A 23,273-nucleotide genomic window follows, 5' to 3' on the forward strand; every position below is an offset into this window, starting at 1 on the left:
AGGAGTTTAGGTTTTGCCTAGTCTCAAGGACCTTAAAAACCGGATCGCGTCGGTCAAATCGACCCGCAAGATCACCAAGGCCATGCAGATGGTGGCCGCCGCGAAACTGCGGCGGGCACAGGATGCTGCCGAAGCTGCGCGTCCCTACACGGAACGGTTCAACGCGGTGATGGCTGGCCTGTCGCAAGCCGCAGAGGGTTCGCCCGCTGCGCCGAAATTGCTGGCCGGGACGGGCAGCGATCAGACGCATCTGCTGATCGTCATGACGGCAGAGCGCGGTCTGTGTGGCGGCTTCAACGCCAACATTGCCAAGCTGGCACGTCAGCACGCCACCCGGCTCAAGGGTGAAGGCAAGACCGTGAAGGTCCTGACCGTTGGCAAAAAAGGCCGCGACGCCCTGCGCCGCGACCTGGGCGAGTTGTTCATTGGTCACGTCGACATGACGGACGTCAAGCGGGTCGGTTATGCCGATGCGCAGGGCATCGCCAAGGACGTGTTGGCGCGTTTCGACAACGCAGAATTCGATGTCGCGACGATCTTCTTTGCGCGCTTTGAAAACGTCGTCAGCCAGCATCCGACGGCACAGCAGATCATCCCGGCCAAGTTCGAAGAGGTCGCCGACGCCAACGTCAACGATGCGTCGAACACGCTCTATGACTACGAGCCGGGCGAAGAGGCGATCCTTGCCGATCTGCTGCCGCGTGGTGTTGCGACGCAAATCTTTGCGGCGTTGCTGGAAAATGCGGCCTCGGAGCAGGGCGCGCGGATGTCCGCCATGGACAACGCGACCCGCAACGCAGGCGAGATGATCGACGACCTGACCATCGAATTCAACCGCTCGCGCCAGGCCGTCATCACCAACGAGCTGATCGAAATCATTTCCGGCGCGGAAGCGCTGTAACGAACCCGGAGAACCATTATGGCTAACGCAAAAGGCAAGATCACCCAGGTGATTGGCGCCGTCGTGGACGTGCAGTTCGATGATCACCTGCCGGAGATCCTGAACGCCCTCAAGACGGACAACAACGGCAAAGAGCTGATCCTCGAGGTCGCACAGCACCTTGGTGAAAACACCGTGCGCTGCATCGCCATGGACGCGACCGAAGGTCTGGTCCGCGGTCAGGAAGTGACCGACATGGACGAAACTATCACCGTCCCCGTCGGCGATGCGACGCTGGGTCGCATCATGAACGTCGTCGGCGCCCCCGTTGACGAAAAAGGCCCGATCGAGACAACCGAGCGTCGTTCCATCCACGCCGAGGCGCCTTCGTTCGAGGCACAGTCCACCACCTCCGAGGTGCTGGTCACCGGCATCAAGGTCATCGACCTGCTGGCCCCCTACGCAAAGGGCGGTAAGATCGGTCTGTTCGGTGGTGCCGGCGTCGGCAAGACGGTTCTGATCCAGGAACTGATCAACAACATCGCCAAGGTGCACTCGGGCTATTCGGTGTTCGCTGGCGTGGGTGAGCGTACCCGCGAAGGCAACGACCTGTATTACGAATTCATCGAATCCGGCGTCATCAACGCCGAAGACCTGACCAAGTCCAAAGTGGCACTGGTCTACGGTCAGATGAACGAGCCTCCCGGTGCGCGTATGCGTGTGGCCCTGTCCGGTCTGACAATGGCCGAACAGTTCCGCGATCAGTCCGGTACGGACGTGCTGTTCTTTGTGGATAACATCTTCCGCTTTACGCAGGCCGGTTCCGAGGTGTCCGCACTTCTGGGTCGTATCCCCTCTGCCGTGGGCTACCAGCCGACGCTGGCCACCGACATGGGTGCCATGCAGGAACGCATCACCTCGACCAAGAACGGTTCGATCACCTCCGTGCAGGCCATCTATGTGCCCGCCGACGACTTGACCGACCCTGCACCCGCAACCTCCTTTGCGCACCTCGACGCGACGACGGTTCTCAACCGTGCGATTTCGGAAAAGGGTATCTACCCGGCCGTTGACCCGCTCGATTCCACCTCGCGTCTGCTTGATCCCGGCATCGTCGGCGAAGAGCACTACAAGGTCGCCAACGACGTCCAGCAGGTGCTTCAGCGTTACAAGTCGCTGCAGGACATCATCGCCATTCTCGGCATGGACGAACTGTCCGAGGACGACAAGCTGACCGTGGCCCGCGCCCGCAAGATCGAGCGCTTCCTGTCGCAGCCGTTCGACGTGGCACAGGTGTTCACCGGTTCGCCCGGCGTTCAGGTCGCCCTCGAGGACACGATCGCGTCCTTCAAGGCTGTCGTTGCAGGCGAGTATGACCACCTGCCCGAAGGTGCGTTCTACATGGTCGGCGGCATCGACGAAGTGAAAGCCAAGGCAGAGAAAATGGCGGCCGACGCCGCGTAAGGAGCCGACATGGCAGACAACCTGCAATTCGATCTTGTCTCGCCCGAGCGCCGCTTGGCGTCGGTCGAGGCAACCGAAGTCCGCATCCCCGGGGCGGACGGCGACCTCACGGCCATGGCCAACCATGCGCCCACGATCACCACATTGCGCCCCGGTATCATGACCGTGGTGCATAGTGGTGGGTCTGATGAATACGTCGTGGTCGGTGGTTTCGCTGAAATCACGGCAACCTCGGTGTCGGTTCTGGCTGAATCGGCATTGCCGCGCGCCGAGATGACGCAAGAGGTGTTCAACAAGATGATGGAGGACGCCCACGCAGAAATGCAAAAGGCGAAAACCGTCGAAAACGAACCCGGCCCCGTCGACGATGCGGCCCGCCTGATTGCGGACATGGTCGCGATCGGCACGCATATCGGTCTTGACCCAAAGCAGTCGAATTTCGGCTGATCCGACCGATAACGGGCAATTCAACAAGGGGCTGGCGTTGCTGGCCCCTTTTTGCTGCACAATCGCCCCAATTCATGCAGATTGTTGTGCAGGTTAGTGGTGATTTACGTTGAGTGATTTTTGATGCGCAGAATTGAGAATAATGCCGTCGGCATAGATCAGGGCGATCTCGTGCTTTTTTCGGATTTCGAGGACGACGGGGCAATGTGGACGGGCGAGGGGCCGCGGCTCACGCGGCAGCGTGTCACCTTTGGCGAACTTTACGCAGATACGCCACTGGTCCATGTGTCACTGTCGATGTGGGATATTTCCAATTCCGCAAACAGCCGCGTCGATATCACGTCTGAAAACATTGCCCGCGACGGTTTTGACGTGGTTTTCCGGACCTGGGGCGACACGCAGGTCGCCCGCGTGCGGGTGGCATGGATGGCAATAGGCACCCTCCGGTCAGAGGATGCCTGGGATATCTGATCAGCCGCTGTAGACGCCCTCGTAGATCGGCTTGAGCGTCTTGTGATTGAACAGTGACGACACGCTGGTGCCGTTCCAAGTGTTCAGGATCGCCTGTGCAAAGACGGGCGCTGTATTCACGATGCGAATCTGCGGGCAGGCCAGCACGGCGGCGGACGGCTGAATCGTGTTTGTGATGACGAGGTTCGTCATGACCGATTTGCTGATCCGTTCGATCGCGGGGCCGGACAGGACGCCATGGGTGATGTAGGAATGCACTTCCTTTGCGCCGTTATCCATCAACACCTGCGCTGCCTTGCACAGGGTGCCCGCCGTATCGACGATGTCGTCGACGATCAGGCACACGCGGTCCTTGACGTCACCGATGACTGTCATTTCGGCGACTTCACCGGGTTTTCCGCGTCGTTTGTCCACGATCGACAGCGGCGCGTTGATACGCTGCGCCAGATCGCGGGCACGGGCCACGCCGCCCACATCGGGTGACACGACCATCACCTCGTCCATGCGATCCTTGAAGTGGTGCATCGCATCCAGCGCCCAGATCGGGCTGGCATAGAGGTTGTCGACGGGAATATCGAAAAAACCCTGTATCTGCGTCGCGTGCAGGTCCAGCGTCAGGATGCGTTCGATCCCGGCCTCGACCAGCAGGTTTGCCACCAGTTTGGCGGTGATCGGCGTCCGCGCCTTGCTGCGGCGATCCTGACGGGCATAGCCGAAATAGGGCATCACGGCCGTGATCCGTGCGGCGGATGACCGGCGCAGGGCATCTGCGATGATCATCAGCTCCATCAGGTTGTCATTCGCGGGGTTTGACGTGGGCTGGACCACGAACATGTCCTCGCCGCGGACGTTTTCGAACACCTCGACAAAGATTTCACCGTCGTTGAAACGCTCGACCCGCGCATCGACCAGACCGACGTCAATGCCGCGGTGCAGGCTCATCCGTTGGGCGATGGCCTCGGTCAGGGGGCGGTTGGCATTGCCGGAAATCAGTTTGGGTTCATGGGATGTGGGCATGCAGGGCGGTCCTTTGCGCTGGCAGCGGCAGGAATCGCTGCGTTGACACCGCCTAGCACACCGCTACCGTCGCGAAAACATCCCCCGCACCCGGAGACGGCGCAATGGCCCATGTCGACTACTATTTCGCAACGATCAGCCCCTACACCTACTTGTGTGGTGTGCGCCCTGCCGAAATTGCCACCGCGCATGGCGCGACGCTGACATACAGACCGATGGACCTGATGACTGTCTTTTCACGCACGGGCGGCCAGCCGCCTGCGGAACGCCACCCCAACAGGCAGGCCTATCGACTGCAGGACATGCGGCGGCGCGCCATGATGACCGGCCTCCCGATGAAGGAAAAACCAGCGTTCTTTCCGACAAATCCTGCGCCGTCATCCTATGCGATCATTGCCGCGCAGGCGGATGGCTCCGGCGATATGGCCGCACTCGTGGCAAGCATCACCCGCGCCTGCTGGGCTGAAGACCGCGACATTGCCTCCGACGATGTCATCCGTGATTGCCTGACTGCCGCCGGTTTCCCCGCCGGCCTTGCGGACAGCGGCTTGCTGGCCGGGGCAGAAACCTATCACCGCAATACCGAAGAGGCCGTGCGCCTGGGCGTTTTCGGCGCACCGTTCTTTATCACCGACGGCGACGCGCGTTTCTGGGGCGAGGACCGTCTGACTGACCTGGAGGCGCACCTCGCAGGTCGCATCTGATGGTGGCGCTCCATACCGGCTGGACCGGACAATCGCCCGATACGCTGATGTTGCATTGCTCCTTGGCCCGGCACGAGGCGCTGTTGCCGCTGGCGCAGGCCGCGGGGTTGCGCGCGGTCCTGCCCGACCTGCTCGGCCACGGCCAAAGCCCCGATTGGGACGGGCAGGGCGACTATCAGACCGCCAATCTGAATGCGATCTTGCCGCTGGTCACACGGCCCATGCATGTGATCGGACATTCCTTTGGCGGCACCATCGCCTTGCGTCTGGCCGTCGAAAGGCCGGACCTCGTCACGCGCCTGACCCTGATCGAACCTGTGTTCTTTGCGCTGGCTGCCGGGACCGATGCGATGCACGCCCACCGTGCCACGTTCCGCGCGATCATGTCCGCGCTTTCCTCCGGTGATCCTGATGCTGCCGCGCGCAAGTTTCACGCAGCCTATGGCATGGGGGGCTGGGGCGCGCTGAAACCGCAAGCCAGACGGGCAATGGCCGCCGGAATGCCGCTTGTGCTGGCAGCGGCCCCTGCCATCGAGGACGACATTCACGACGTCGCCGCGCGTTTGCCGCAGGTACGGGTGCCTGTCACCTTGATCCGGGGTGAAACCTGTCAGCCGATCGTGGCCGAAATCCATGACGCCATTGCGCGCATGATCCCGCAGACCCAGTCCCACATCATCGTCGGTGCCGGGCACATGGCGCCGCTGACCCACCCAAAGGCAGTGGCGGCATTGCTCTAGGCGCGGAGCAGGTCGAGCAGGTCGTCCACTGCCTGATCATCGCCAGACCAGTCCGCCACCAGTCGTCCGGTCAGCATCTCGTCGGGGTCACCGACATGAGGATCTCCGCCCATGACGTAATAAAGCGCTCCGCCATTCAGCGCCCTGGCGTGAACCGTACGCGGCGCGTCAAAGAAAAGCAGGTTCGCAGGCGGATCATACAGGACCTGCACGTGCGGCATCTGCTGCAAACCGCGTAGCAGCCGCTGACCACGGGCATTTGCGCTGCGCGCCATGTCCAGCCACAGATCGCCCGACAGATAGGCCTGCATCTGAGCCGACAGGTAACGGTGCTTGGAAAACAGGTGTGCGCCCCGCTTGCGCCGCAGCTCGAATGTTGCCGCGTCGGCGGGGTCAAAGAATACGCAGGCCTCCACGCCCAGCAGACCGTTTTTGGTGCCGCCGAAACACACGGCATCAACGCCGGCCTTCCACGTCATTTCGGCCGGGGTGCAATCCAGCGCCACCAGGGCATTGGCAAACCGTGCACCATCCAGATGCACCTTTAGCCCGTATTCATGCGCAACCGCCGACAGCGCCGCGATTTCGGCGCAACTGTGCACCGTCCCTTTTTCGGTGGCTTGCGTGATGCTGACAGGGCCGCGTTGCGGGCCGTGCACCCCGCGCGTTTCCTCGGCCATGATCGCGCGGCGCAGGGTGTCGGGCGTCATCTTGGCCGCGACAGAGTCCACCAGCGTCAGCTTGGCACCTCCGGTGAAAAATTCGGGGGCGTTGCATTCATCCTCTTGGATATGGGCCATCGGGGTGCAGAACACCGTCTGCCAGGGATTGCACAGCGCGCCGAGTGTCAGCGCATTTGCCGCGGTGCCGGTTGCCACCAGATAGACCGCTGCCTGCGGGGCCTCGAAAATCTCACGGATCTGGGCGCGGACCTCTTCCATGATCGGGTCGGCACCATAGGCGCTGGCATAGCCGTCATTGGCGCGCATCAGGGCACGCATGACATTGGGGTGGGCAGGCCCGCCATTGTCAGAGGCAAAGAACATCAGGTTGGCTCCTCGATGATGTGGTCTTCCCAGTCCTCGTCGGCGACGTCCCACTCGGACAGGGTCTCGCCGAGCAGGGTGACGCCAGCGGTATGCGGACTGTCTGCATCGCCGCTGATCAGCGGGTGCCAGTCATACAGTTTGCGGCCTTCGGTCAGCAACCGGTAGGCGCAGGTCTGTGGCAACCAGTACATGTTGTCCGCGATGGTTTTCGGGGTCAGCACGATGCATTCCGGCACGAACTGGTGGCGGACGGGATACTGGCTGCACAAACAGCTTTCGTTATCCAGCAGCCGGCAGGCGACACGGGTCAGCGCGACCTCGCCGGTGTCCTCGTCCTCCAGCTTATTCAGGCAGCATTTGCCGCAGCCGTCGCACAGGGCCTCCCACTCGGGGCGGGTCATCTTGGCCATGGGCACGTTTTCCCAGAACCGCGGCCGCAGGCCGGTGCGCGTGATTTCAGCCATTGGTCAGGATGTCCCGCGCACGGGCGCAATCGGCGTCCATCTGGGTGATCAGCGCATCAAGGCTGTCGAACTTTTCTTCGCCGCGCAGGTATTCCACCAGCCCGACCGAGATTTCGGCACCGTAAAGGTCGCCCTTGAAATCAAACAGGAACGTTTCGCAATTCGGCAGATTTTCACCGAACATCGGTCGCACCCCGATCGAGGCTGCACCGTGATAGCTGCCGGCATGTGGCCCGTCGTGCACATCGACAACCACGGCATAAACGCCGAATTTTGGCGGATGCAGTCCGGCGATGCTCATGTTGGCGGTGGGGTATCCCAGATCGCGCCCGCGCTGGTCGCCGCGAATGACCTCGCCCACGATGCGGTGGCGGTGGCCCAGCATGGCCGCTGCATCGCGCGGGCGCCCATCGGTCAGCGCCGCACGGATCGCGGTCGAGCTGATGCGCCCGTCGTCGTTCTTGACCATCGGCACGACTGTCACGCCGAACCCCATTTCTGTGCCAAAGGCAGCAAGGTCCTGCGCCGTACCTGCCCTGTCCTTGCCGAAACAGAAATCCTGTCCCACGACCACATGGGCCAGACCCAGCCGGTCGTGAATGATCCGCCCGGCGAATTCTCTGGGTGTCAGTGCGACAAGCGCCGGGTTGAACGGCACCTCATACAGTTTTTCCACGCCCAGTTTGCCCAGCGCCTCGGCGCGGGCAGCGGCGTTCATCAGCCGAAACGGTGCCGCGTCACGCGCAAACAGCTGACGCGGATGCGGCTCAAAGGTCATCACGCCCAGCGGGGCACCAGCCGCCTGTGCGGCAGCGCGTGCAATGTCGATCACCGCGCGATGCCCCAGATGGACACCGTCAAAGTTTCCGACAGCCGCAGCAGCCCCGCGGTCGGCCGGATCGATAAAAAGAGTGTCTCTGATGATGCGCATGTGCGAGGCGTATCGCGCGCGCGGGGTCAGCGCAAGTTAGTCGAACTTGCCCGAGGGGGCCAAAACCGTCGCCTCGCCGGTCAGGACCTTTTGACCATCCACCAGACAGCGCGTCTCCATGGTCACGCGCCGCCGGGCGTAGTCGATGGCCGTCACCTCGACCTCGGCCAGCACCATGTCGCCCGGGCGCACGGGGGCCAGGAATTTTAGCGTCTGCCCCATGTAGACGGTGCCATGTCCCGGCAGCTGTTCGCCGATCACGGCGGAAATCAGCCCCGCCGTCAGCATCCCATGCGCGATACGCCCGGCAAAGATCGTGTCCTGCGCATAATCGTCGTCCAGATGCACCGGGTTATGGTCAGTTGTGACCTGCGCGAACATCTCGATGTCCGCGTCGGTCACGACCTTGCGCAGGGACCTGACCATGCCGACTTCGATATCCTCGATGACGATTGTCCCACGGGGCATGTTGTCCAGCATATCCATCATCCATCACGCAACAAAAATCTATGCCGTGTAACTACCACGAAACTTTGTTGCGTCAAGGCTCAATGGGCACTTTGGCCTAGCGCAGGTGGCCGATCGAGAATGTTGGCGAAACCATTTCGGCGTCAAGGTAGCGCGAAAGTGCCTCTGCATCGGGGCCCGCGTTTTCAGTCAGCGTTTCTGCCGCGGCCAGACCGCCCGTGATGAACAGCGTGTCCAGATCTTCTTGCTGGCCGCCCAGAACGTCGGTCCGGATACCGTCGCCGATGCAGATGATCCGCGATCTGTCCGCCTCGGGGTCGATCTGTGCCAGCCTGCGGCGTGCCAGATCGTAGATCGGGGGATGCGGCTTGCCGAAATACAGGCTTTCGCCGCCCATTTCCGTATAGAGCTGCGCCAGCGCGCCCGCGCACCATTCGCGTGTCTCGCCGCGATCGACCACGATATCAGGGTTGGCACAGAGCAATTTCAGACTGCGCTGCTTGGCGGCGAGGAATTGCGGACGGTAGGTGTCGGGATGGGCCATCGGGTCGAACGGGCCGCAACAGACGATCCCATCCGCCTCGTCCAGCGGGACGCGGTTGATGGTCACCGGATCATCCAGGATATCCATCGGATTGAAGAATGCGGCGTCGTGGTCCTCTCCGATGAACCAGACATTGGACCCGACAGCCCCTTTGAACATGGCCGCCCGGGCCGAATCGCCTGATGTCGCGATGGCGTCGAACGCATCGTCCGGCACGCCCATACCGTTGATCTGTTTGTGCACCGACGACCAGGGACGGGGCGAGTTGGTGACCAGGATGACCCGCCCGCCCGCGCGGCGGTAGTTCTGCATTGCCGTCACGGCTGCGGGATGCGCCCTGATTCCGTCGTGCATGCAGCCCCACAGGTCGACAAAGGCGGCGTCGTAATCGCCCGCCACATCCAGAAAGCTGTTGATGATCTGTGTCATGTGGCGGGACCTCTTCATGATGCGGCGGCCGATTTTTCGCGAAAAATCGGTGCCTCCGGCGGGAGTATTTCTGGCAAGATGATGCGCAGGCTGCGCTTATTTCTTCAGGTTCGGGATGATCTGCTTCTTGCGGCTCATCACGCCGGGCAGAACGACCGTGTCGCCCTCGGGTTTGGCGTCAAAGCTGGCGCGCGCAACGTCACGGGTCAGGTCGTTCGGCAGCAGCATCGTGGCTTCTTCGTTCAGAATGTCCACAACAAAGAGCAGGACCTGATCAACGCCGTCTTGCTCTGCGACGGCGGGCATGGCGGCCATCAGGGCGTCCTTGCGGTCGAGCACGGCCTTGGGTGAGGTGGTTTCCAGAACGCTGACGCGGAATTTCGTGCCGTCGACTTCGTATTCCTTGGAATCCATGCGCAGCAGTTCCGCATCCGAAAACGCGCTGACGTCCGATTTGGCGGAGAACATTTCGTCCGCGTAGGCCGCGATGTCGATATTGAGGTCGGAGGCCAGTTGTTCGGCCAATGCGCGGTCGGTCGGCGTCGTGGTCGGTGACCGGAAGTGCAGCGTGTCCGACAGGATGCAGGACAGCATCAGCCCCTTGATGCCGTCGGGCATTGTCGCGGCCTTGTCGCCCATCAGCTGGTGCATGATGGTGGCGGTGCAGGCCAGCGGGCGGATCGTGATGTCGATCGGGCCCTTGGTCTTGAGGCCGCCGACCAGCAGGTGGTGGTCGATAATGCCGCGGATATCCGCGTCATTGATGCTGGCGGGCAGTTCGGCTGGGTTGTTCGTGTCGACAATGACGCAGGCCTGGCCTGCGTCGACATCCGCGATGATTTCGGGCTGTGCGAATCCCCAACGGTCGATCACGAAGGCGGCCTCGGTGTTGGGGGTGCCCAGCAGCACAGCCTTGGCGTCGACACCGGCGTCGTTCAGAAACCATTCCCAGATCAGAGGCGATCCGGTCGAATCGGTGTCAGGGGACTTGTGGCCGAAAATCAGGGTGGTCATGGTATGTGCCTCATGGAATGCGGATTTGGGGCCTTATAGGTCGGAGTGCCGCGGGTGTCACGGGGGCGTGCAATGGCACGGGAAAGCGATCTGTATCCGCCGCTCAAGGCCTGGTTCGCGGCGCAGGGATATACCGTCAAGGGAGAGGTCGGGGCCGCTGACCTGGTGGCGCGCAAGGGCGATGAGATCATCGTCGTCGAATTGAAGCTGGGGTTTTCGCTGACGCTGTTTCATCAGGCGATGGACCGGTTGGCCGTGAGCGACACGGTCTATGTCGCAGTACCGGCCGGGGGCAAGGCCAAGCCGTTCGCCGCGAATGTGAAACTGGCCCGGCGTCTGGGTCTGGGTGTCTTGTCGGTGCGGCTGCGTGATGGATTTGTTGAGACCCACGCCACCCCCGGCGGCTATACTCCGCGCAAATCACCCAAAAAGATCAAGCGCCTGCAAAAGGCATTCGACCGGCTGCAGGGCGACCCCAACGCGGGCGGGGCCACGCGCCATGGATTGATTACCGGCTACCGTCAGGACGCGATCACCTGCGCGCGGTTTCTGGCGGTGCATGGCCCGTCGGGGGGTGCCCGGATCAAGGATTGGGCCAAGGTGCCGGACGCGACCGCCATCATGGCCGCCAACCATTATGGCTGGTTCACGCGGGTGTCGCGCGGTGTCTATGACCTGACTGCATCGGGACGAACGGCCCTGGCTGATTGGGGTGACGTCGGCGACTAGAGCCCCGGCGTGATCGTCCAGCCATCGGTTTCCAGCAGGCGCAGCACGCCCTGCGCGCCCGGCAGGTGACCCGCGCCGACGGCCAGAACAATGTTGTCATGCGCATCTGCGGCTTGGGCGATGACGGGCATCCAGTCCAGATTGCGGCGGGTCAGCAGGTCGTCTTCCATCTCGGCGAACAGGGTATCCGCCTCGTCTGCCGACAGACCTGGAACCTGACGCGAGACCACGCGGCTGAGTTCCCACAGTTCGGCGATTTCGCCGGAAAAGTAACTGTCGAGCATCGTTGCGTTCATCGCGTTCGCGAGGTCCTCTGGCATGAACGCGAGGTTCAGCGCGTCGATCTGGTCATCGATCGGGTCGGCAGACATCAGGGAAAAGATCGTGTCCCAGGGTTCGACGGCCTGCACATCGACACCTGCTGACAGAGCGATATCGATCAACTTCGCATCGAGGCCCTGTCGGCCCTGCTGCAAGTCCGCCAGCGCACAGGTCGGCATGGCGAGGGTGAGTGACAGATACCAGGGTTGCATCTGAGCGGCTGCGGCCGCTGGCAGGCCGCGGGCCTCGACCGCGCGTGACAAGGCGATAAAGGCTTCTGGCTCCATCAGATCCGTCAGCGCATTCCCGTCCGTCAGGAACAGCAGCGACGGGTCGCTTGCGATGGCGTCTGCCATCGCGGCCTCTTCCTCGGGGCCGGCCTCGACCAGCAGAAGGTCTGCTGCGCTGATGGCGGGGGCCAATTGCGCTGCGATCGGGGCCAGTCGGGGATCAAACAGGTGCATCGTGCCTGCGATGGTGATGCGGTCATCGCCGCGCGTGGCGGTCCAGATCGTGCCGCTGCCATAGGGTGTCGCCGCTGCGGCTGTCGTCACTTCCAGCCGTTCGGCGGCTGACAGGCGGGTGCGCACGTCCTCGCCTTCACAGGCCGCAATGACCTGTGTCGCGCTGACAAGGGCCATCAGGGTGAGGGAAATCAACTGTCGCATCTTGGCCTCGGTTCGCTGGGGCTATCCGGTGATCCTGCCCCGGACGATTTTGCGCGATCATAGGTTGCCGCGCCCGGATCGGCCAGCGCCCGATCCGCACCGAGTGGTTTGTCGCCTGCCGCGCACGGTAGGCGCAGGGACCGGCAGCAGCGCAGGGGGGGCGCTGCACGCCCTTGGACATGCAGCGCGCATCGTGGTGCGCCCGCCGCACCGGGTGCGGCGGGCAAGTGGGGTCAGGGCAGGGTGACGCCGTCCAGATCCATCCCGTCGGTCAGGTTGGCCCGGATCAGCGTTGCGGTGCCTGCGCCTTCGTCCTCTTGGACCAGCTCCAGGCCGGTATCGTCGCCATCGTCGTTGGCCTCGGTGGACAGGTCGACACCCGTCAGCGCAAGGTCGCCCGCGTCGGCCTCTTCCAGCACGATGCCCTTGCCACCGTTGGCGCGCGCGGTGATGGCCGTGGCCACCACGGTAACGTCGCCTGCATCTTCTTCGGACAGCTTGATCGCATCATCGGTGTTGCCTTCGGCCATGGCCCCCACCAGCGTCAGCGTGATGTCGCCCGCACCAGCCTCGTCGAAATCCAATCCCTCATCGGTGTTGTTCATGATCTGGCCGCCGGTCAGGGTCGCGATGATGGACCCATCACCGGCCTCGTCCACGTCAAACCCGTCGTCCAGGTCGATGCCAAAAGCGTATTCGGCAACGGACCCGTCATCATGCAGATCGACCTCGCGTTCGATACAGCGATCATCCGGCGATCCTGTGACCGGTCCGGGGGCGTCCGCCTCGGCCAGGACGCCGGGTTCGAATTCACCCTCATCGGGATCGGGCAGGAACCCGGCCACCACGGCAGGATCGCAATAGTTTCCGTTCAGGTCGTAATGGTTGTCGATCGAGGTGACGCGCACATCGCCTGCGTCGCCTTCGTCCAGTTCGACCCCGTCGGCCCCGACGCTGATGAACCGCGACGCGCTGGCGTGAAACGTGATGTCCCCATCACCGCGTTCGTCGACCCGCACGCCATCGGAGTCGAAACTGCCATGGCCTGCGTTTTCAACGGTCACCCCGTTCAGCATCACGGAAATGCTGGCGGCCGATCCATCGCCACCACCACCGGCACCCGCACCACAGGCATCGGCCAGCGAACAATCCGACAGGTGGATTCCGTGTCCGGCCACGTCGCGCACGGTGACGTCCTGCAAGGTCAGTGTCACGGTGCCTGTCGCATCCTGCGGGACGCCGACATAGATCCCCTTGCCCGGCGTGCCGGTGGACTGGTTTGCGATATCAAATCCACCCGGCCCGGTGAAATTCAGCGCATGGATGGTCACATCTGCACCCTGCGCGATGGCCAGCAGCGTGAAATCGCCGTTGGCCGTCAGGGTCTGCCCGCGACCGATCAGTGTCAGTGGTGCCGCGCCGTCATAGGTCGCTGTCGCGTCCAGCGCGATGTCGCCCTCTGTCGTGATCAGGATGGTCGCGGGCGTGGTCGCGGCGCTGGCCTGTGCCAATGCCTCGGACAGGCTGCCGGGGCCGGCTGCCGCGTCCGTCGACACGATCAGGGGGGCGTGGCCGGCGGCCAGCAGCGGTGTTGCGAGGGCTGCGGCTGCCACGCTTGTCATCAGGGTGCGAAACATGAAAGTGGTCCTTGTGATTTATCAATTCCGCCGGTGACGCTAACCCGCCGGTGAAACGATTTTGCGACACGCAAACCAGTTGACAGCTGCACGTCCCCTCCCTAACTACAGCGCGCTAGCACTCGCCTTGGGTGAGTGCTAACGAAATTGAAACATCAACGAAGGAAGGTCTTTCAGATGGCATTCACCCCTCTTCATGACCGCGTTCTGGTTCGCCGCATCGAAGGCGACGACAAAACCGCAGGTGGTCTGATCATCCCCGAAGCCGCAAAAGAAAAGCCCGCAGAGGGCGAGATCATCAGCGTTGGCACCGGTGCGCGCAAGGACAACGGCGAACTGATCGAGATGGCCGTCAAGGCCGGCGACAAGGTTCTGTTCGGCAAATGGTCCGGCACCGAAGTCAAGATCGACGGCGAAGACCTGTTGATCATGAAGGAAAGCGACATCCTCGGCATCCTGTGATCGCCTGAGACGCACGCTTTTCCAACGAAACCAAATATCAGGAGCACATGAAAATGGCTGCTAAAGACGTCAAATTCGGCACCGACGCCCGCAATCGCATGCTCAAGGGTGTCAACATCCTTGCAGACGCCGTCAAGGTCACGCTGGGCCCCAAAGGCCGCAACGTGGTTCTGGACAAATCGTTCGGCGCCCCCCGCATCACCAAGGACGGTGTGTCCGTTGCCAAAGAGATCGAGCTGGAAGACAAGTTCGAGAACATGGGCGCACAGATGGTCAAGGAAGTTGCTTCCCGGACCAACGACGAGGCCGGTGACGGCACCACCACCGCCACGGTTCTGGCCCAGGCCATCGTCCGCGAAGGCATGAAGTCGGTTGCTGCCGGCATGAACCCGATGGACCTCAAGCGCGGCATCGACATGGCGACCTCCAAGGTTGTCGAGGCCATCAAGGCCGCTGCCCGCGACGTGACCGACAGCGACGAAGTCGCACAGGTCGGCACCATCTCTGCCAACGGCGAAGCTGAAATCGGTCGCCAGATCGCTGACGCGATGCAAAAGGTCGGCAACGAAGGTGTCATCACCGTCGAAGAGAACAAAGGCCTCGAGACCGAGACCGATGTCGTCGAAGGTATGCAGTTCGACCGTGGCTACCTGTCGCCTTACTTCACCACCAACACCGAGAAAATGACGGCCGAACTCGACGACGTCATGATCCTGCTGCACGAGAAAAAGCTGTCCTCGCTGCAGCCGATGGTGCCGCTGCTTGAGGCCGTGATCCAGAGCCAGAAGCCGCTGCTGATCATCTCCGAGGACGTCGAGGGCGAAGCCCTGGCAACGCTCGTGGTCAACAAGCTGCGTGGCGGTCTGAAAATCGCTGCCGTCAAGGCACCGGGTTTCGGTGATCGTCGCAAGGCGATGCTGCAGGACATCGCGATCCTGACCGGCGGTCAGGTCATCTCCGAAGACCTCGGCATGAAGCTGGAATCGGTCACGATGGACATGCTGGGCACCGCCAAGCGCGTTTCCATCACCAAGGACACCACCACCATCGTTGATGGCGGCGGCGACAAGGCCGAGATCGAAGCACGGGTCAACCAGATCCGCGGCCAGATCGAGGAAACCACGTCCGACTACGACCGTGAGAAACTGCAAGAGCGCGTGGCCAAACTGGCCGGTGGTGTTGCTGTGATCCGCGTCGGCGGCATGTCCGAAGTCGAAGTCAAAGAGCGCAAGGACCGCGTCGATGACGCGCTGAACGCAACCCGCGCAGCTGTCCAAGAGGGCGTTGTCGTCGGTGGCGGTGTGGCTCTGGTCCAGGGTGCAAAGGCACTGGACGGCCTGAAGGGTGCGAACTCTGACCAGGACGTCGGTATCGCGATCATCCGCAAGGCCCTCGAGGCACCGCTGCGTCAGATCGCGGAAAACTCTGGCGTCGACGGTTCCGTCGTGGCTGGCAAGATCCGCGAAAGCACGGACAAGAACTTTGGCTTTAACGCGCAGACCGAAGAATATGGCGACATGTTCAAGTTCGGCGTGATCGACCCGGCCAAGGTTGTGCGCACTGCACTGCAGGACGCAGCATCGGTCGCAGGCCTGCTGATCACCACCGAAGCCATGGTTGCTGATCGTCCGTCCAAGGACGGCGGCAACGGCGGCGGCGACATGGGCGGCATGGGCGGAATGGGCGGCATGGGCGGCATGATGTAAAAAACGTGGTTTGAGGCATCGCCTCGAACACGTTTGGCGGGGCACGACAGGTGTTTGCGCAGCAAACACGGACCGTGTCCCGCCTCCGCACCGCGGTGCGGGCATCTGCCAAACGGCACCTCATTTCCGACCGCCAACGTCAAAAGAGGGCGACCCATGCGGGTCGCCCTTTCGCGTATTCGGATTGTTCGGCTGACCCGCAATGCGGCGGCGGGCCGTCCATTGACTGTCCAGCCTAGACGTGTTCGCCGTTCTTGATCTGATCGGCAAACCCGTGGTTGGCGTCCCGGTGGCGCGCCTCGTCGTCGCGGATCACGATCACGACCTCGCGCAGGCGCGCGTCATCGTCCAGCTTCCAATAGTCCTTGGCGATCTGGGGGGCTGGCACGTTTTCGGCATGCCCGGCGTCGATCTGTTCCAGATAGTGCGTGTAGCTGATGACGGCCTCTTCCTCGAGGTAGCCCACGACCCGGTGGGCAATGCGCGGGGCCAGCAGGTAGAGAAAGAAATACAGGTTGTAGAAAACCAACTGTGCCGCGGCGATCAGAAACCGTTCCAACCGTGACGGTTGCGCGATTTCGATGAACGTCATCAGGTGCATGCGCTCGTTGTCGGCCTCTTCGATCAGCTCCTTGATCCAGCCCTGGTCGTCGCGGATATGCCGCAGCGCCTTGAGGTGCTGCAACAGGCCGCCCACCATGCCGGGGACAGCAGCGACGGTTTCCAGAACAACGGCGCGGTGGCCATAGCGCTGGGCAAAGAATTTGTCGGCAAAGAAACGCATGAATTTCACGACGCGCAGCGCGGTCCGGTCACGCCAGTCCACGGGCTCGTGGTGCTGCGTGATGTAGGCGTCGGCGCTCAATGCCATATCGGTGTCGTGTTTCATCGGATTAACTCCTGTCTGTGCGTCAAACAGATATGGTGCGCCGGGCAAATTGCAGCGGGCATTTCTGCGACATAACGCGGCATGGTCGGTTGCGGGCGCATCAGTCGGGATGCGCCCGCCTACGCATCAGGTCAGATAAGTGTTGAACCAGGCCAAGGTCCGGTCCCAGGCCAGTTCTGCCGCTGCCGCGTCGTAACGGGGGGTGCTGTCGTTGTGAAAGCCGTGGTTCACACCGGGATAGATATGCGCCTCGTAGGTTTTGTCGTTGGCTTGCAGCGCCGCCTCGAACGGCGGCCAGCCTTCGTTGATGCGTTCGTCCAGTTCGGCGTATTGCAACAAGAGGGGTGCCTCGATTTTCGGGACATCCTCGATGCTGGCCTGGCGCCCGTAGAACGGCACACCAGCCGCCAATTCGGGGTAGGCCACGGCAATCGCATTGACCACGCCGCCGCCATAACAGAACCCGACAGCACCGACGCGGCCCGTGCTGTCGTCGCGATTCAGCAGGTGTTCAAACCCATTGAAGAAATCGTTCATCAACTGCGTGCCGTCGACCATGCTTTGCAATTCGCGTCCGTCAGCGTCGTTGCCGGGATAGCCGCCGACCGACGTCAGACCGTCCGGGGCCAGTGCCATGAACCCGGCCTTGGCCAGCCGACGCGCGACATCCTCGATATAGGGGTTCAGGCCGCGGTTTTCGTGGATGACCAGCACGGCCGGCAAAGGCCCCGTGGCATTTGCAGGGCGCACCAGATACCCGCGCACATCGCCCGTGCCGTTGGGCGAGGGATAGCTGATGTAGTCGGCCACGATATCGGGGTCGTTGAACGATACCTGTTCGGCCATCGCATAATTGGGCGACAACATGCCCAGCAGCGACAGCGCCGTCACGCCGCCCACCGCGTAGCGTCCCGCCTGATCCAGAAACTCGCGCTTGGTGATCTTGCCGTGCGCATAATAATCGTAGAGATCCAGTAGCTCTTGGTCGAAATCCTTGGCTGTCATCCGTTTCATGGTCGTTCCTCCGTTTGAACCGCCCCACAGATAGCGCAGGCGCGGTTGTGTGCATGTCACGGTTGCGACAGCGGGGCTGGGCCGCCTGTATCGGCCTTGGTCGAAACCCGTGCTTGCTGGATCGGTGTGGCCGCCCTACCACTGGTCGGGCGCAGATGCGGAGGGCACCATGACCAAGACAATCGTCAACAGCTGGAATGAATGGGACCCCCTGCGCCACGTCATCGTGGGGCGCGCGGATGATTGCCATATTCCCCCCGCTGAACCCGCACTGGACGCCAAGGTGCCAGAGGACAGCGACATGCGCGGCCAATGGGGCCGCCGGCCGCAGGACACGATCGACCGCGCGAATGAATTGCTGGACGGTTTCGCGGCGCTGCTGGAGGGGCGCGGCATCCGTGTCGATCGCCCCACGCCCATCGACCACGCGCAGCCCGCCACGACCCCCGATTTTCATACCGACAGCCAATTCGGCTGCATGCCGCCGCGCGATGTCCTGCTGACGGTCGGGTCAGAAATCCTCGAGGCGACGATGTCCTATCGCTGCCGATGGTTCGAATACCTCAACTACCGCCCCCTGATGCAGCGGTATTTCGAAGAGGACCCCCGGTTTCGCCACGAATCCGCGCCCAAGCCGCGCCTGACCGACGCCGATTATCACCCCGATTACCTGTCGGACAAAATCGGCAACGCGAAACGGCTGGAATGGGCCGCGGCGAAACATTTCGTCACGACCGAGGAAGAACCGCTGTTCGACGCCGCCGACGTGCTGCGCTTTGGCCGTGATCTGGTGGTGCAGCACGGTTTCACGACCAACCTCAAGGGGATCGAATGGCTACGCAGGCATTTCCCCGACCACCGCGTGCATGCCGTGAACTTTCCCGGTGATCCCTATCCGATCCATATCGACGCGACCTTTACCCCGTTGCGCCCCGGTTTGATCCTGAACAACCCGCAACGGCGGTTGCCTGACGCGCAACGGCAGATGTTCGAACGCAACGGATGGGACATCGTGGATGCCGCCCAACCGGCCCATAACAGCCCGCCACCGTTGTGCTATTCGTCCACATGGTTGTCGATGAACGTGCTGGTGCTGGACCCCAAGACCGTCTGCGTCGAGGCGTCGGAGGTTTACCAGATGGAACAGATGGACAAACTGGGAATGAATGTCATCCCGGTCGCATTGCGTGACGCATACGCCTTTGGCGGCGGGCTGCATTGCTGTACAGCGGATGTATATCGCGAAGGCCAATGCGAAGACTATTTCCCCGTTCAATAGCATGTTGCGCCTTATCTCTCTCGTGACCTTGGTCATGGTGGCCTTTGCCGCGAATTCGATCCTGAACCGGGTGGCCGTCGCAGGTCATGACATGGCACCAATGACATTCGCGGCCATGCGTGTGGCGGCGGGGGCTGCTGTGCTGCTGGCATGCGCGCGGCGCGATCTGTTGCGCGTCAGCCCTGCCAGGTTGGGCGGCGCCGTCACCCTGGCGGTCTACATGATCGGGTTTTCCTGGGCATATCTGGCGCTGGATGCCGGGTTGGGCGCGCTGATCCTGTTCGGATGCGTGCAGTTGGGCATGTTTGCCTATGCCGTCGCGCGGGGGGCCGTTGTCCCGGTGATGCGCTGGGTCGGTGCCGGGGTCGCGCTGGCTGGGCTGGCTGTCCTGCTGTGGCCCGCAGGCGGGGTGCAGGTGCCCGTGCTGCCGGCAATCGCCATGGTCGCGGCTGGTCTGGGATGGGCTGGCTATACCTTATTGGGGCAGGGGGCCGCTGACCCTGTCGCCGCCAGTGCGGTGAATTTCGTGCTTTGCCTGCCGCTGGTGATCCTGGCATTGATGGTGTCCGGGCAGATCGGGACGCTGACAGCACCAGCGATCCTGGCCGCCGTCACCTCCGGCGCCGTAACCTCGGGGCTTGGCTATGCGCTGTGGTATCGGGTGCTGCCGCAGCTGCCGACAACGGTCGCCGCCATCGCGCAGCTCAGCGTGCCGGTCATCGCCGTTGCCGGTGGCGTGGTCTTGCTGGGCGAGCCTTTGACGCAGCGTCTGGTGATCGCAGCGGGGCTGGTGCTGGGCGGGATCGCACTGTCGCTCTATCGTAAAAGCGGCTCGAGCGGGTCATAAAATATACTCACCCCGTCAAAGGCCACGGCCGCAAGGCTGTCGGGCTTGACCCGCAGTTGTGCCAATTCGGCCCGCGTCACCCAACGCCTGTCAGTCACGATTCCCTCTGGATCCTGCCAGTCGGGGTCGATCTGCGCATCGGCCACGGTGCAGCGAAAATAGATGTCGACCTGATGCATGTCCCGTTCGGGATCGTGGAATTCGTTCACGAGGCAGACCGGACCGATGTCCACGCGCAATCCTGTTTCCTCGATCATCTCGCGGCGCAGATTGTCGTGCAGGCTGGCGTGCGCCTCGGCCCCGCCACCGGGAGCGCACCACAGATCATCGCGCCCCTTGTAGGCATTGACCACCAGCAGGCGGTCGTTTTCCACGAGGACGGCGCGAACGGCAATGCGGGGCGGTTTTGACATGGGCGGACAGTGACGTTCCGCCGTTTTGATCGCAAGCCTATTGCGCTGGGCCTGCGACACTCTAGCTTAGCGCCATGAAACGCATCGCCCTGACACTAACACTATTTCTCGCCGCATGCGGCGGCGGAGGTCCCCTGATGGCTGATCCGGACAAGGATTGCGTCGTGCTGCTGCACGGTCTGGCCCGCTCTGAAACATCGCTGACACCGATGCAGATCTACCTTGAAAACAGGGGCTATTTCGTCGTCAACCGCGGCTATCCCTCGACCGAGGAGACGATCCAGCAGCTGGTTGCCGAAAACGTGGGTCAGGACGTGGCGCAATGCGGCGACCGTCGAGTGAATTTCGTGACCCACTCGATGGGTGGCATTCTTGTGCGGGCATGGCTGGAAAACAACCGTCCCGCCAATTTTGGCCGCGTGGTGATGCTGGCACCGCCGAACAACGGATCTGCACTGGTGGATGTGTTCGGCGATTGGGAGCCCTTTGAATGGATCAACGGTCCCGCCGGTGAACAACTGGGCACCGAGGCGACGAGCCTGCCCAATCGCCTGTCGGGTGCGGCCGACTATGACCTGGGTGTGATCGCCGGATCACGCAGCCTGAACCCGATCTATTCCAACGTGATCGACGGGCCAGACGACGGCAAGGTCAGTGTGGAATCCACCATGCTGGACGGCATGAACGACCACATCACCCTGCCGGTGACTCATACCTTCATGATGAACAATCCGCTGGTCATGGCGCAGGTGCTGTCGTTTCTGACAACAGGCGCATTTGATCGTGGGCTCAGCCTGACAGGGGTTATCCTGGGCGACGAATAGGCGCGGTCCTAGGTCGCTGCACCCGTGACCGTGTTTACATGACCCATCTTGCGACCCGGTTTGACATCGGCCTTGCCATACAGGTGCAGGCTGGCGCTGGTTTTGGCGATCAGGGGAACACGGTCCATGTCGTCCCCGATCAGGTTTTCCATGGTGACATTGCTGTGGCGGCTTCCGTCGCCCAGCGGCCAGCCCGCCACCGCGCGAATGTGCTGTTCGAACTGGTCGATGGCACAGCCGTTCTGGGTCCAATGGCCCGAATTATGCACGCGCGGCGCAATTTCGTTCACGATCAGCGCATCGCGGGTCACGAACAGCTCCACACCCAGAACGCCCACGTAATCCAACGCGTTCAGCACCCGTGCGGCAATCAGCACGGCGTCGGTGCGCTGACTGGGCGAGAGTGATGCGGGCACGGTCGTGGTGTGCAAAATCCCGTCGCGGTGCACGTTTTCGCCGGGGTCATAGCAGGCAACGGACCCATCCTGCGCGCGTGCTGCAATCACCGACACCTCGCGCTGAAAATCGACGAAACCTTCCAGCACGGCAGGCGCACCGTTCATCGCGGCCAAGGCGTCGTCCGCGTCGTCCGGCGATTTGATCCGGGCCTGCCCCTTGCCATCGTAACCCATGCGCCGGGTTTTCAGGATCGACGGTGTGCCGATGTTGTCCAATGCCGCGCGCAGGCTGTCCGCATCCGTCACATCGGAAAAGGGGGCGACGGTCAGGCCGATGCCAGTCAGAAAGTCCTTTTCCGTCAAACGATCCTGCGAGGTCGCAAGCGCGCGGCGGTTAGGGTGGATTGGCGTGATCGCCTCCAGCACATCCAGCGCGGCGGTTGGGATGTTTTCGAATTCGTAGGTGATCACATCGACCGACCGGGCAAAGCGTTCGAGTGCCGCATGGTCGTCGTAATCGGCCTTGAGGTGGAAATTCGCCACATGGCTTGCCGGGCAATCGGAACCCGGCTCGAACACGCAGGTCTTGAAGCCCAACCGGCTGGCGGCCACTGACAGCATCCGACCCAGTTGGCCGCCGCCCAGAATGCCGATGGTCGCACCCGTGCGCAGCGGTTCAGTCATCGGTCGGGACCTCTGGAATGGATGCGGACAGGTCGCTGCGCCACTGGTCCAGACGCGCGGCCAGATCGGCGTCCTGCAAGGCGAGGATCCCGGCGGCCATCAGGCCGGCATTCTGTGCGCCAGCAGCCCCGATCGCCATGGTGGCAACGGGGAAACCGCGCGGCATTTGCAGGATGGAATACAGGCTGTCCACGCCCGACAGCGCCTTGGTCTGGACCGGCACGCCGATCACCGGCACGCGGGTTTTCGACGCCATCATGCCGGGCAGATGCGCCGCACCCCCGGCCCCTGCGATGATGACCTGCAATCCGCGATCCACGGCACCCTTGCCGTAGTCCCACAGACGGTCCGGCGTGCGATGCGCCGACACGATCCGGGTTTCATAGGCGACGCCAAGGGTGTCGAGGATCAGCGCGGCCTCTTTCATCGTGGGCCAGTCGGACTGGCTACCCATGATGATGCCGACAGGTGGTTGGGTCATGGCGGGACACCCCGGTAATTGAACGAAGCGGCACTATAGTCAGCAGCCGCAGGGGCGCAATGCGCCTTTAGGCGATGATGTCGGGGTTCAGCTGGTCCGCGATCCGCGCGATCCGATCCTTGAGCATCAGTTTCTTGCGTTTCAGCCGTTTGATGGTCAGCACGTCGCCGGGGTGGGTCATCTGCAACGCTGAAATCGCAAGGTCGAGATCATGGTGTTCCTGCCGCAGCACGCCCAATTCGATGCGCTGCACTTCGGTCTCTGATAGTCGGGATGAGGTGTTCATGCGCGATTGCCTG

27 protein-coding genes are annotated in these 23,273 nt (G+C 62.5%); 12 read left to right on the forward strand and 15 right to left on the reverse strand.

Going from position 1 to position 23,273, the window contains the following annotated elements; translation table 11 throughout:
- The first annotated feature begins 13 nt into the window (after positions 1-13).
- From AN189_RS05705 to AN189_RS05720, 4 genes are all read left to right on the forward strand, one after another.
- Complete coding sequence (locus tag AN189_RS05705; protein ID WP_056032439.1) at positions 14-901, forward strand: F0F1 ATP synthase subunit gamma; 888 nt, start codon at positions 14-16, stop codon at positions 899-901.
- A gap of 18 nt (positions 902-919) precedes the next feature.
- On the forward strand, positions 920-2,344 hold the full coding sequence (gene atpD, locus AN189_RS05710) for a F0F1 ATP synthase subunit beta (RefSeq protein ID WP_056032444.1): 1,425 nt from the start codon (positions 920-922) through the stop codon (positions 2,342-2,344).
- Positions 2,345-2,353: 9 nt separating this feature from the next.
- Positions 2,354-2,791: a F0F1 ATP synthase subunit epsilon gene (locus AN189_RS05715; RefSeq protein ID WP_056032448.1), complete on the forward strand. Its 438-nt coding sequence runs from the start codon at positions 2,354-2,356 to the stop codon at positions 2,789-2,791.
- A gap of 123 nt (positions 2,792-2,914) precedes the next feature.
- A complete protein-coding gene (locus AN189_RS05720; RefSeq protein WP_056032450.1) occupies positions 2,915-3,262 on the forward strand; it encodes an H-type lectin domain-containing protein in 348 nt (115 codons plus the stop codon).
- Here AN189_RS05720 and AN189_RS05725 read toward each other — a convergent pair whose 3' ends face one another.
- A complete protein-coding gene (locus tag AN189_RS05725; protein ID WP_056032454.1) occupies positions 3,263-4,279 on the reverse strand; it encodes a ribose-phosphate pyrophosphokinase in 1,017 nt (338 codons plus the stop codon). It lies immediately after the preceding gene.
- Positions 4,280-4,383: 104 nt separating this feature from the next.
- Between AN189_RS05725 and AN189_RS05730 the strand changes: the two genes are divergently transcribed.
- Both AN189_RS05730 and AN189_RS05735 read left to right on the forward strand, forming a co-directional pair.
- Positions 4,384-4,983 (forward strand): 2-hydroxychromene-2-carboxylate isomerase, encoded by a 600-nt coding sequence (locus tag AN189_RS05730; protein WP_056032457.1) that lies wholly within the window; start codon positions 4,384-4,386, stop codon positions 4,981-4,983.
- Positions 4,983-5,723: an alpha/beta fold hydrolase gene (locus AN189_RS05735; protein WP_056032460.1), complete on the forward strand. Its 741-nt coding sequence runs from the start codon at positions 4,983-4,985 to the stop codon at positions 5,721-5,723. The genes AN189_RS05730 and AN189_RS05735 overlap by 1 nt, the downstream gene beginning before the upstream one ends.
- Here AN189_RS05735 and AN189_RS05740 read toward each other — a convergent pair.
- From AN189_RS05740 to AN189_RS05765, 6 genes are all read right to left on the reverse strand, one after another.
- Entirely contained in the window at positions 5,720-6,769 is a 1,050-nt protein-coding gene (locus tag AN189_RS05740) for a low specificity L-threonine aldolase (RefSeq protein WP_056032464.1), read from the reverse strand. The genes AN189_RS05735 and AN189_RS05740 overlap by 4 nt on opposite strands.
- Positions 6,769-7,236 carry a YcgN family cysteine cluster protein gene (locus AN189_RS05745; RefSeq protein WP_056032468.1) on the reverse strand — a complete coding sequence of 156 codons (468 nt, stop codon included), beginning with the start codon at positions 7,234-7,236 and terminating at the stop codon, positions 6,769-6,771. The genes AN189_RS05740 and AN189_RS05745 overlap by 1 nt, the downstream gene beginning before the upstream one ends.
- Positions 7,229-8,167: a bifunctional riboflavin kinase/FAD synthetase gene (locus tag AN189_RS05750; protein WP_056032472.1), complete on the reverse strand. Its 939-nt coding sequence runs from the start codon at positions 8,165-8,167 to the stop codon at positions 7,229-7,231. Before AN189_RS05750 ends, AN189_RS05745 begins: the two co-directional genes overlap by 8 nt.
- Before the next feature lie 36 nt (positions 8,168-8,203).
- Positions 8,204-8,647 (reverse strand): MaoC family dehydratase, encoded by a 444-nt coding sequence (locus tag AN189_RS05755; protein ID WP_056033198.1) that lies wholly within the window; start codon positions 8,645-8,647, stop codon positions 8,204-8,206.
- A gap of 85 nt (positions 8,648-8,732) precedes the next feature.
- The gene (locus tag AN189_RS05760; protein ID WP_056032475.1) at positions 8,733-9,608 is read right to left on the reverse strand and encodes a TIGR01459 family HAD-type hydrolase; all 876 of its coding nucleotides are present in this window, start codon (positions 9,606-9,608) and stop codon (positions 8,733-8,735) included.
- A gap of 96 nt (positions 9,609-9,704) precedes the next feature.
- Positions 9,705-10,622, reverse strand: coding sequence for a manganese-dependent inorganic pyrophosphatase (locus AN189_RS05765; protein ID WP_056032478.1), 918 nt, complete (start codon positions 10,620-10,622; stop codon positions 9,705-9,707).
- A 72-nt stretch (positions 10,623-10,694) separates the two neighbouring features.
- Between AN189_RS05765 and AN189_RS05770 the strand changes: the two genes are divergently transcribed.
- Entirely contained in the window at positions 10,695-11,351 is a 657-nt protein-coding gene (locus AN189_RS05770; RefSeq protein WP_056032481.1) for a DUF2161 domain-containing phosphodiesterase, read from the forward strand.
- Here the strand turns inward: AN189_RS05770 and AN189_RS05775 are convergent.
- Positions 11,348-12,313 (reverse strand): TraB/GumN family protein, encoded by a 966-nt coding sequence (locus AN189_RS05775; RefSeq protein ID WP_056032484.1) that lies wholly within the window; start codon positions 12,311-12,313, stop codon positions 11,348-11,350. The two genes, AN189_RS05770 and AN189_RS05775, sit on opposite strands and share 4 nt — an antisense overlap.
- A gap of 260 nt (positions 12,314-12,573) precedes the next feature.
- Positions 12,574-13,977, reverse strand: a complete 1,404-nt coding sequence (locus AN189_RS05780) for a hypothetical protein (protein ID WP_056032487.1) — start codon at positions 13,975-13,977, stop codon at positions 12,574-12,576.
- 177 nt (positions 13,978-14,154) lie between these two features.
- Here AN189_RS05780 and AN189_RS05785 point away from each other — a divergent pair, with 177 nt between their 5' ends.
- Both AN189_RS05785 and groL read left to right on the forward strand, forming a co-directional pair.
- A complete protein-coding gene (locus tag AN189_RS05785; RefSeq protein ID WP_056032489.1) occupies positions 14,155-14,439 on the forward strand; it encodes a co-chaperone GroES in 285 nt (94 codons plus the stop codon).
- A gap of 53 nt (positions 14,440-14,492) precedes the next feature.
- A complete protein-coding gene (gene groL / locus AN189_RS05790; protein ID WP_056033202.1) occupies positions 14,493-16,145 on the forward strand; it encodes a chaperonin GroEL in 1,653 nt (550 codons plus the stop codon).
- Between the two features lie 235 nt (positions 16,146-16,380).
- On the opposite strand, the gene AN189_RS05795 is transcribed toward groL, so the two are convergent.
- Positions 16,381-17,016 (reverse strand): alternative oxidase, encoded by a 636-nt coding sequence (locus AN189_RS05795; protein ID WP_056033207.1) that lies wholly within the window; start codon positions 17,014-17,016, stop codon positions 16,381-16,383.
- A gap of 144 nt (positions 17,017-17,160) precedes the next feature.
- A complete protein-coding gene (yghX, locus tag AN189_RS05800) occupies positions 17,161-18,048 on the reverse strand; it encodes a YghX family hydrolase (RefSeq protein ID WP_056032492.1) in 888 nt (295 codons plus the stop codon).
- A 169-nt stretch (positions 18,049-18,217) separates the two neighbouring features.
- Here yghX and AN189_RS05805 point away from each other — a divergent pair, with 169 nt between their 5' ends.
- Together AN189_RS05805 and AN189_RS05810 are read left to right on the forward strand one after the other, a co-directional pair.
- Positions 18,218-19,327, forward strand: coding sequence for a serine/threonine protein kinase (locus tag AN189_RS05805; RefSeq protein ID WP_056033210.1), 1,110 nt, complete (start codon positions 18,218-18,220; stop codon positions 19,325-19,327).
- A 1-nt stretch (position 19,328) separates the two neighbouring features.
- Positions 19,329-20,174: a DMT family transporter gene (locus tag AN189_RS05810; protein WP_367379431.1), complete on the forward strand. Its 846-nt coding sequence runs from the start codon at positions 19,329-19,331 to the stop codon at positions 20,172-20,174.
- Here AN189_RS05810 and AN189_RS05815 read toward each other — a convergent pair.
- On the reverse strand, positions 20,144-20,587 hold the full coding sequence (locus AN189_RS05815; protein WP_056033216.1) for an NUDIX hydrolase: 444 nt from the start codon (positions 20,585-20,587) through the stop codon (positions 20,144-20,146). The two genes, AN189_RS05810 and AN189_RS05815, sit on opposite strands and share 31 nt — an antisense overlap.
- A 137-nt stretch (positions 20,588-20,724) precedes the next feature.
- On the opposite strand from AN189_RS05815, the gene AN189_RS05820 reads away from it, so the two are divergent.
- Entirely contained in the window at positions 20,725-21,411 is a 687-nt protein-coding gene (locus tag AN189_RS05820; RefSeq protein ID WP_253279560.1) for a triacylglycerol lipase, read from the forward strand.
- An 8-nt stretch (positions 21,412-21,419) separates the two neighbouring features.
- Here AN189_RS05820 and AN189_RS05825 read toward each other — a convergent pair whose 3' ends face one another.
- From AN189_RS05825 to AN189_RS05835, 3 genes are all read right to left on the reverse strand, one after another.
- A complete protein-coding gene (locus tag AN189_RS05825) occupies positions 21,420-22,493 on the reverse strand; it encodes a 5-(carboxyamino)imidazole ribonucleotide synthase (protein WP_056032498.1) in 1,074 nt (357 codons plus the stop codon).
- Positions 22,486-22,974, reverse strand: coding sequence for a 5-(carboxyamino)imidazole ribonucleotide mutase (purE, locus tag AN189_RS05830; RefSeq protein ID WP_056032500.1), 489 nt, complete (start codon positions 22,972-22,974; stop codon positions 22,486-22,488). The genes AN189_RS05825 and purE overlap by 8 nt, the downstream gene beginning before the upstream one ends.
- Before the next feature lie 67 nt (positions 22,975-23,041).
- The gene (locus AN189_RS05835; protein WP_056032503.1) at positions 23,042-23,260 is read right to left on the reverse strand and encodes a YdcH family protein; all 219 of its coding nucleotides are present in this window, start codon (positions 23,258-23,260) and stop codon (positions 23,042-23,044) included.
- Positions 23,261-23,273: the final 13 nt, after the last annotated feature.

Origin of the sequence: Loktanella sp. 3ANDIMAR09 (assembly GCF_001420005.1) — a bacterium.
GTDB lineage: Bacteria > Pseudomonadota > Alphaproteobacteria > Rhodobacterales > Rhodobacteraceae > Loktanella.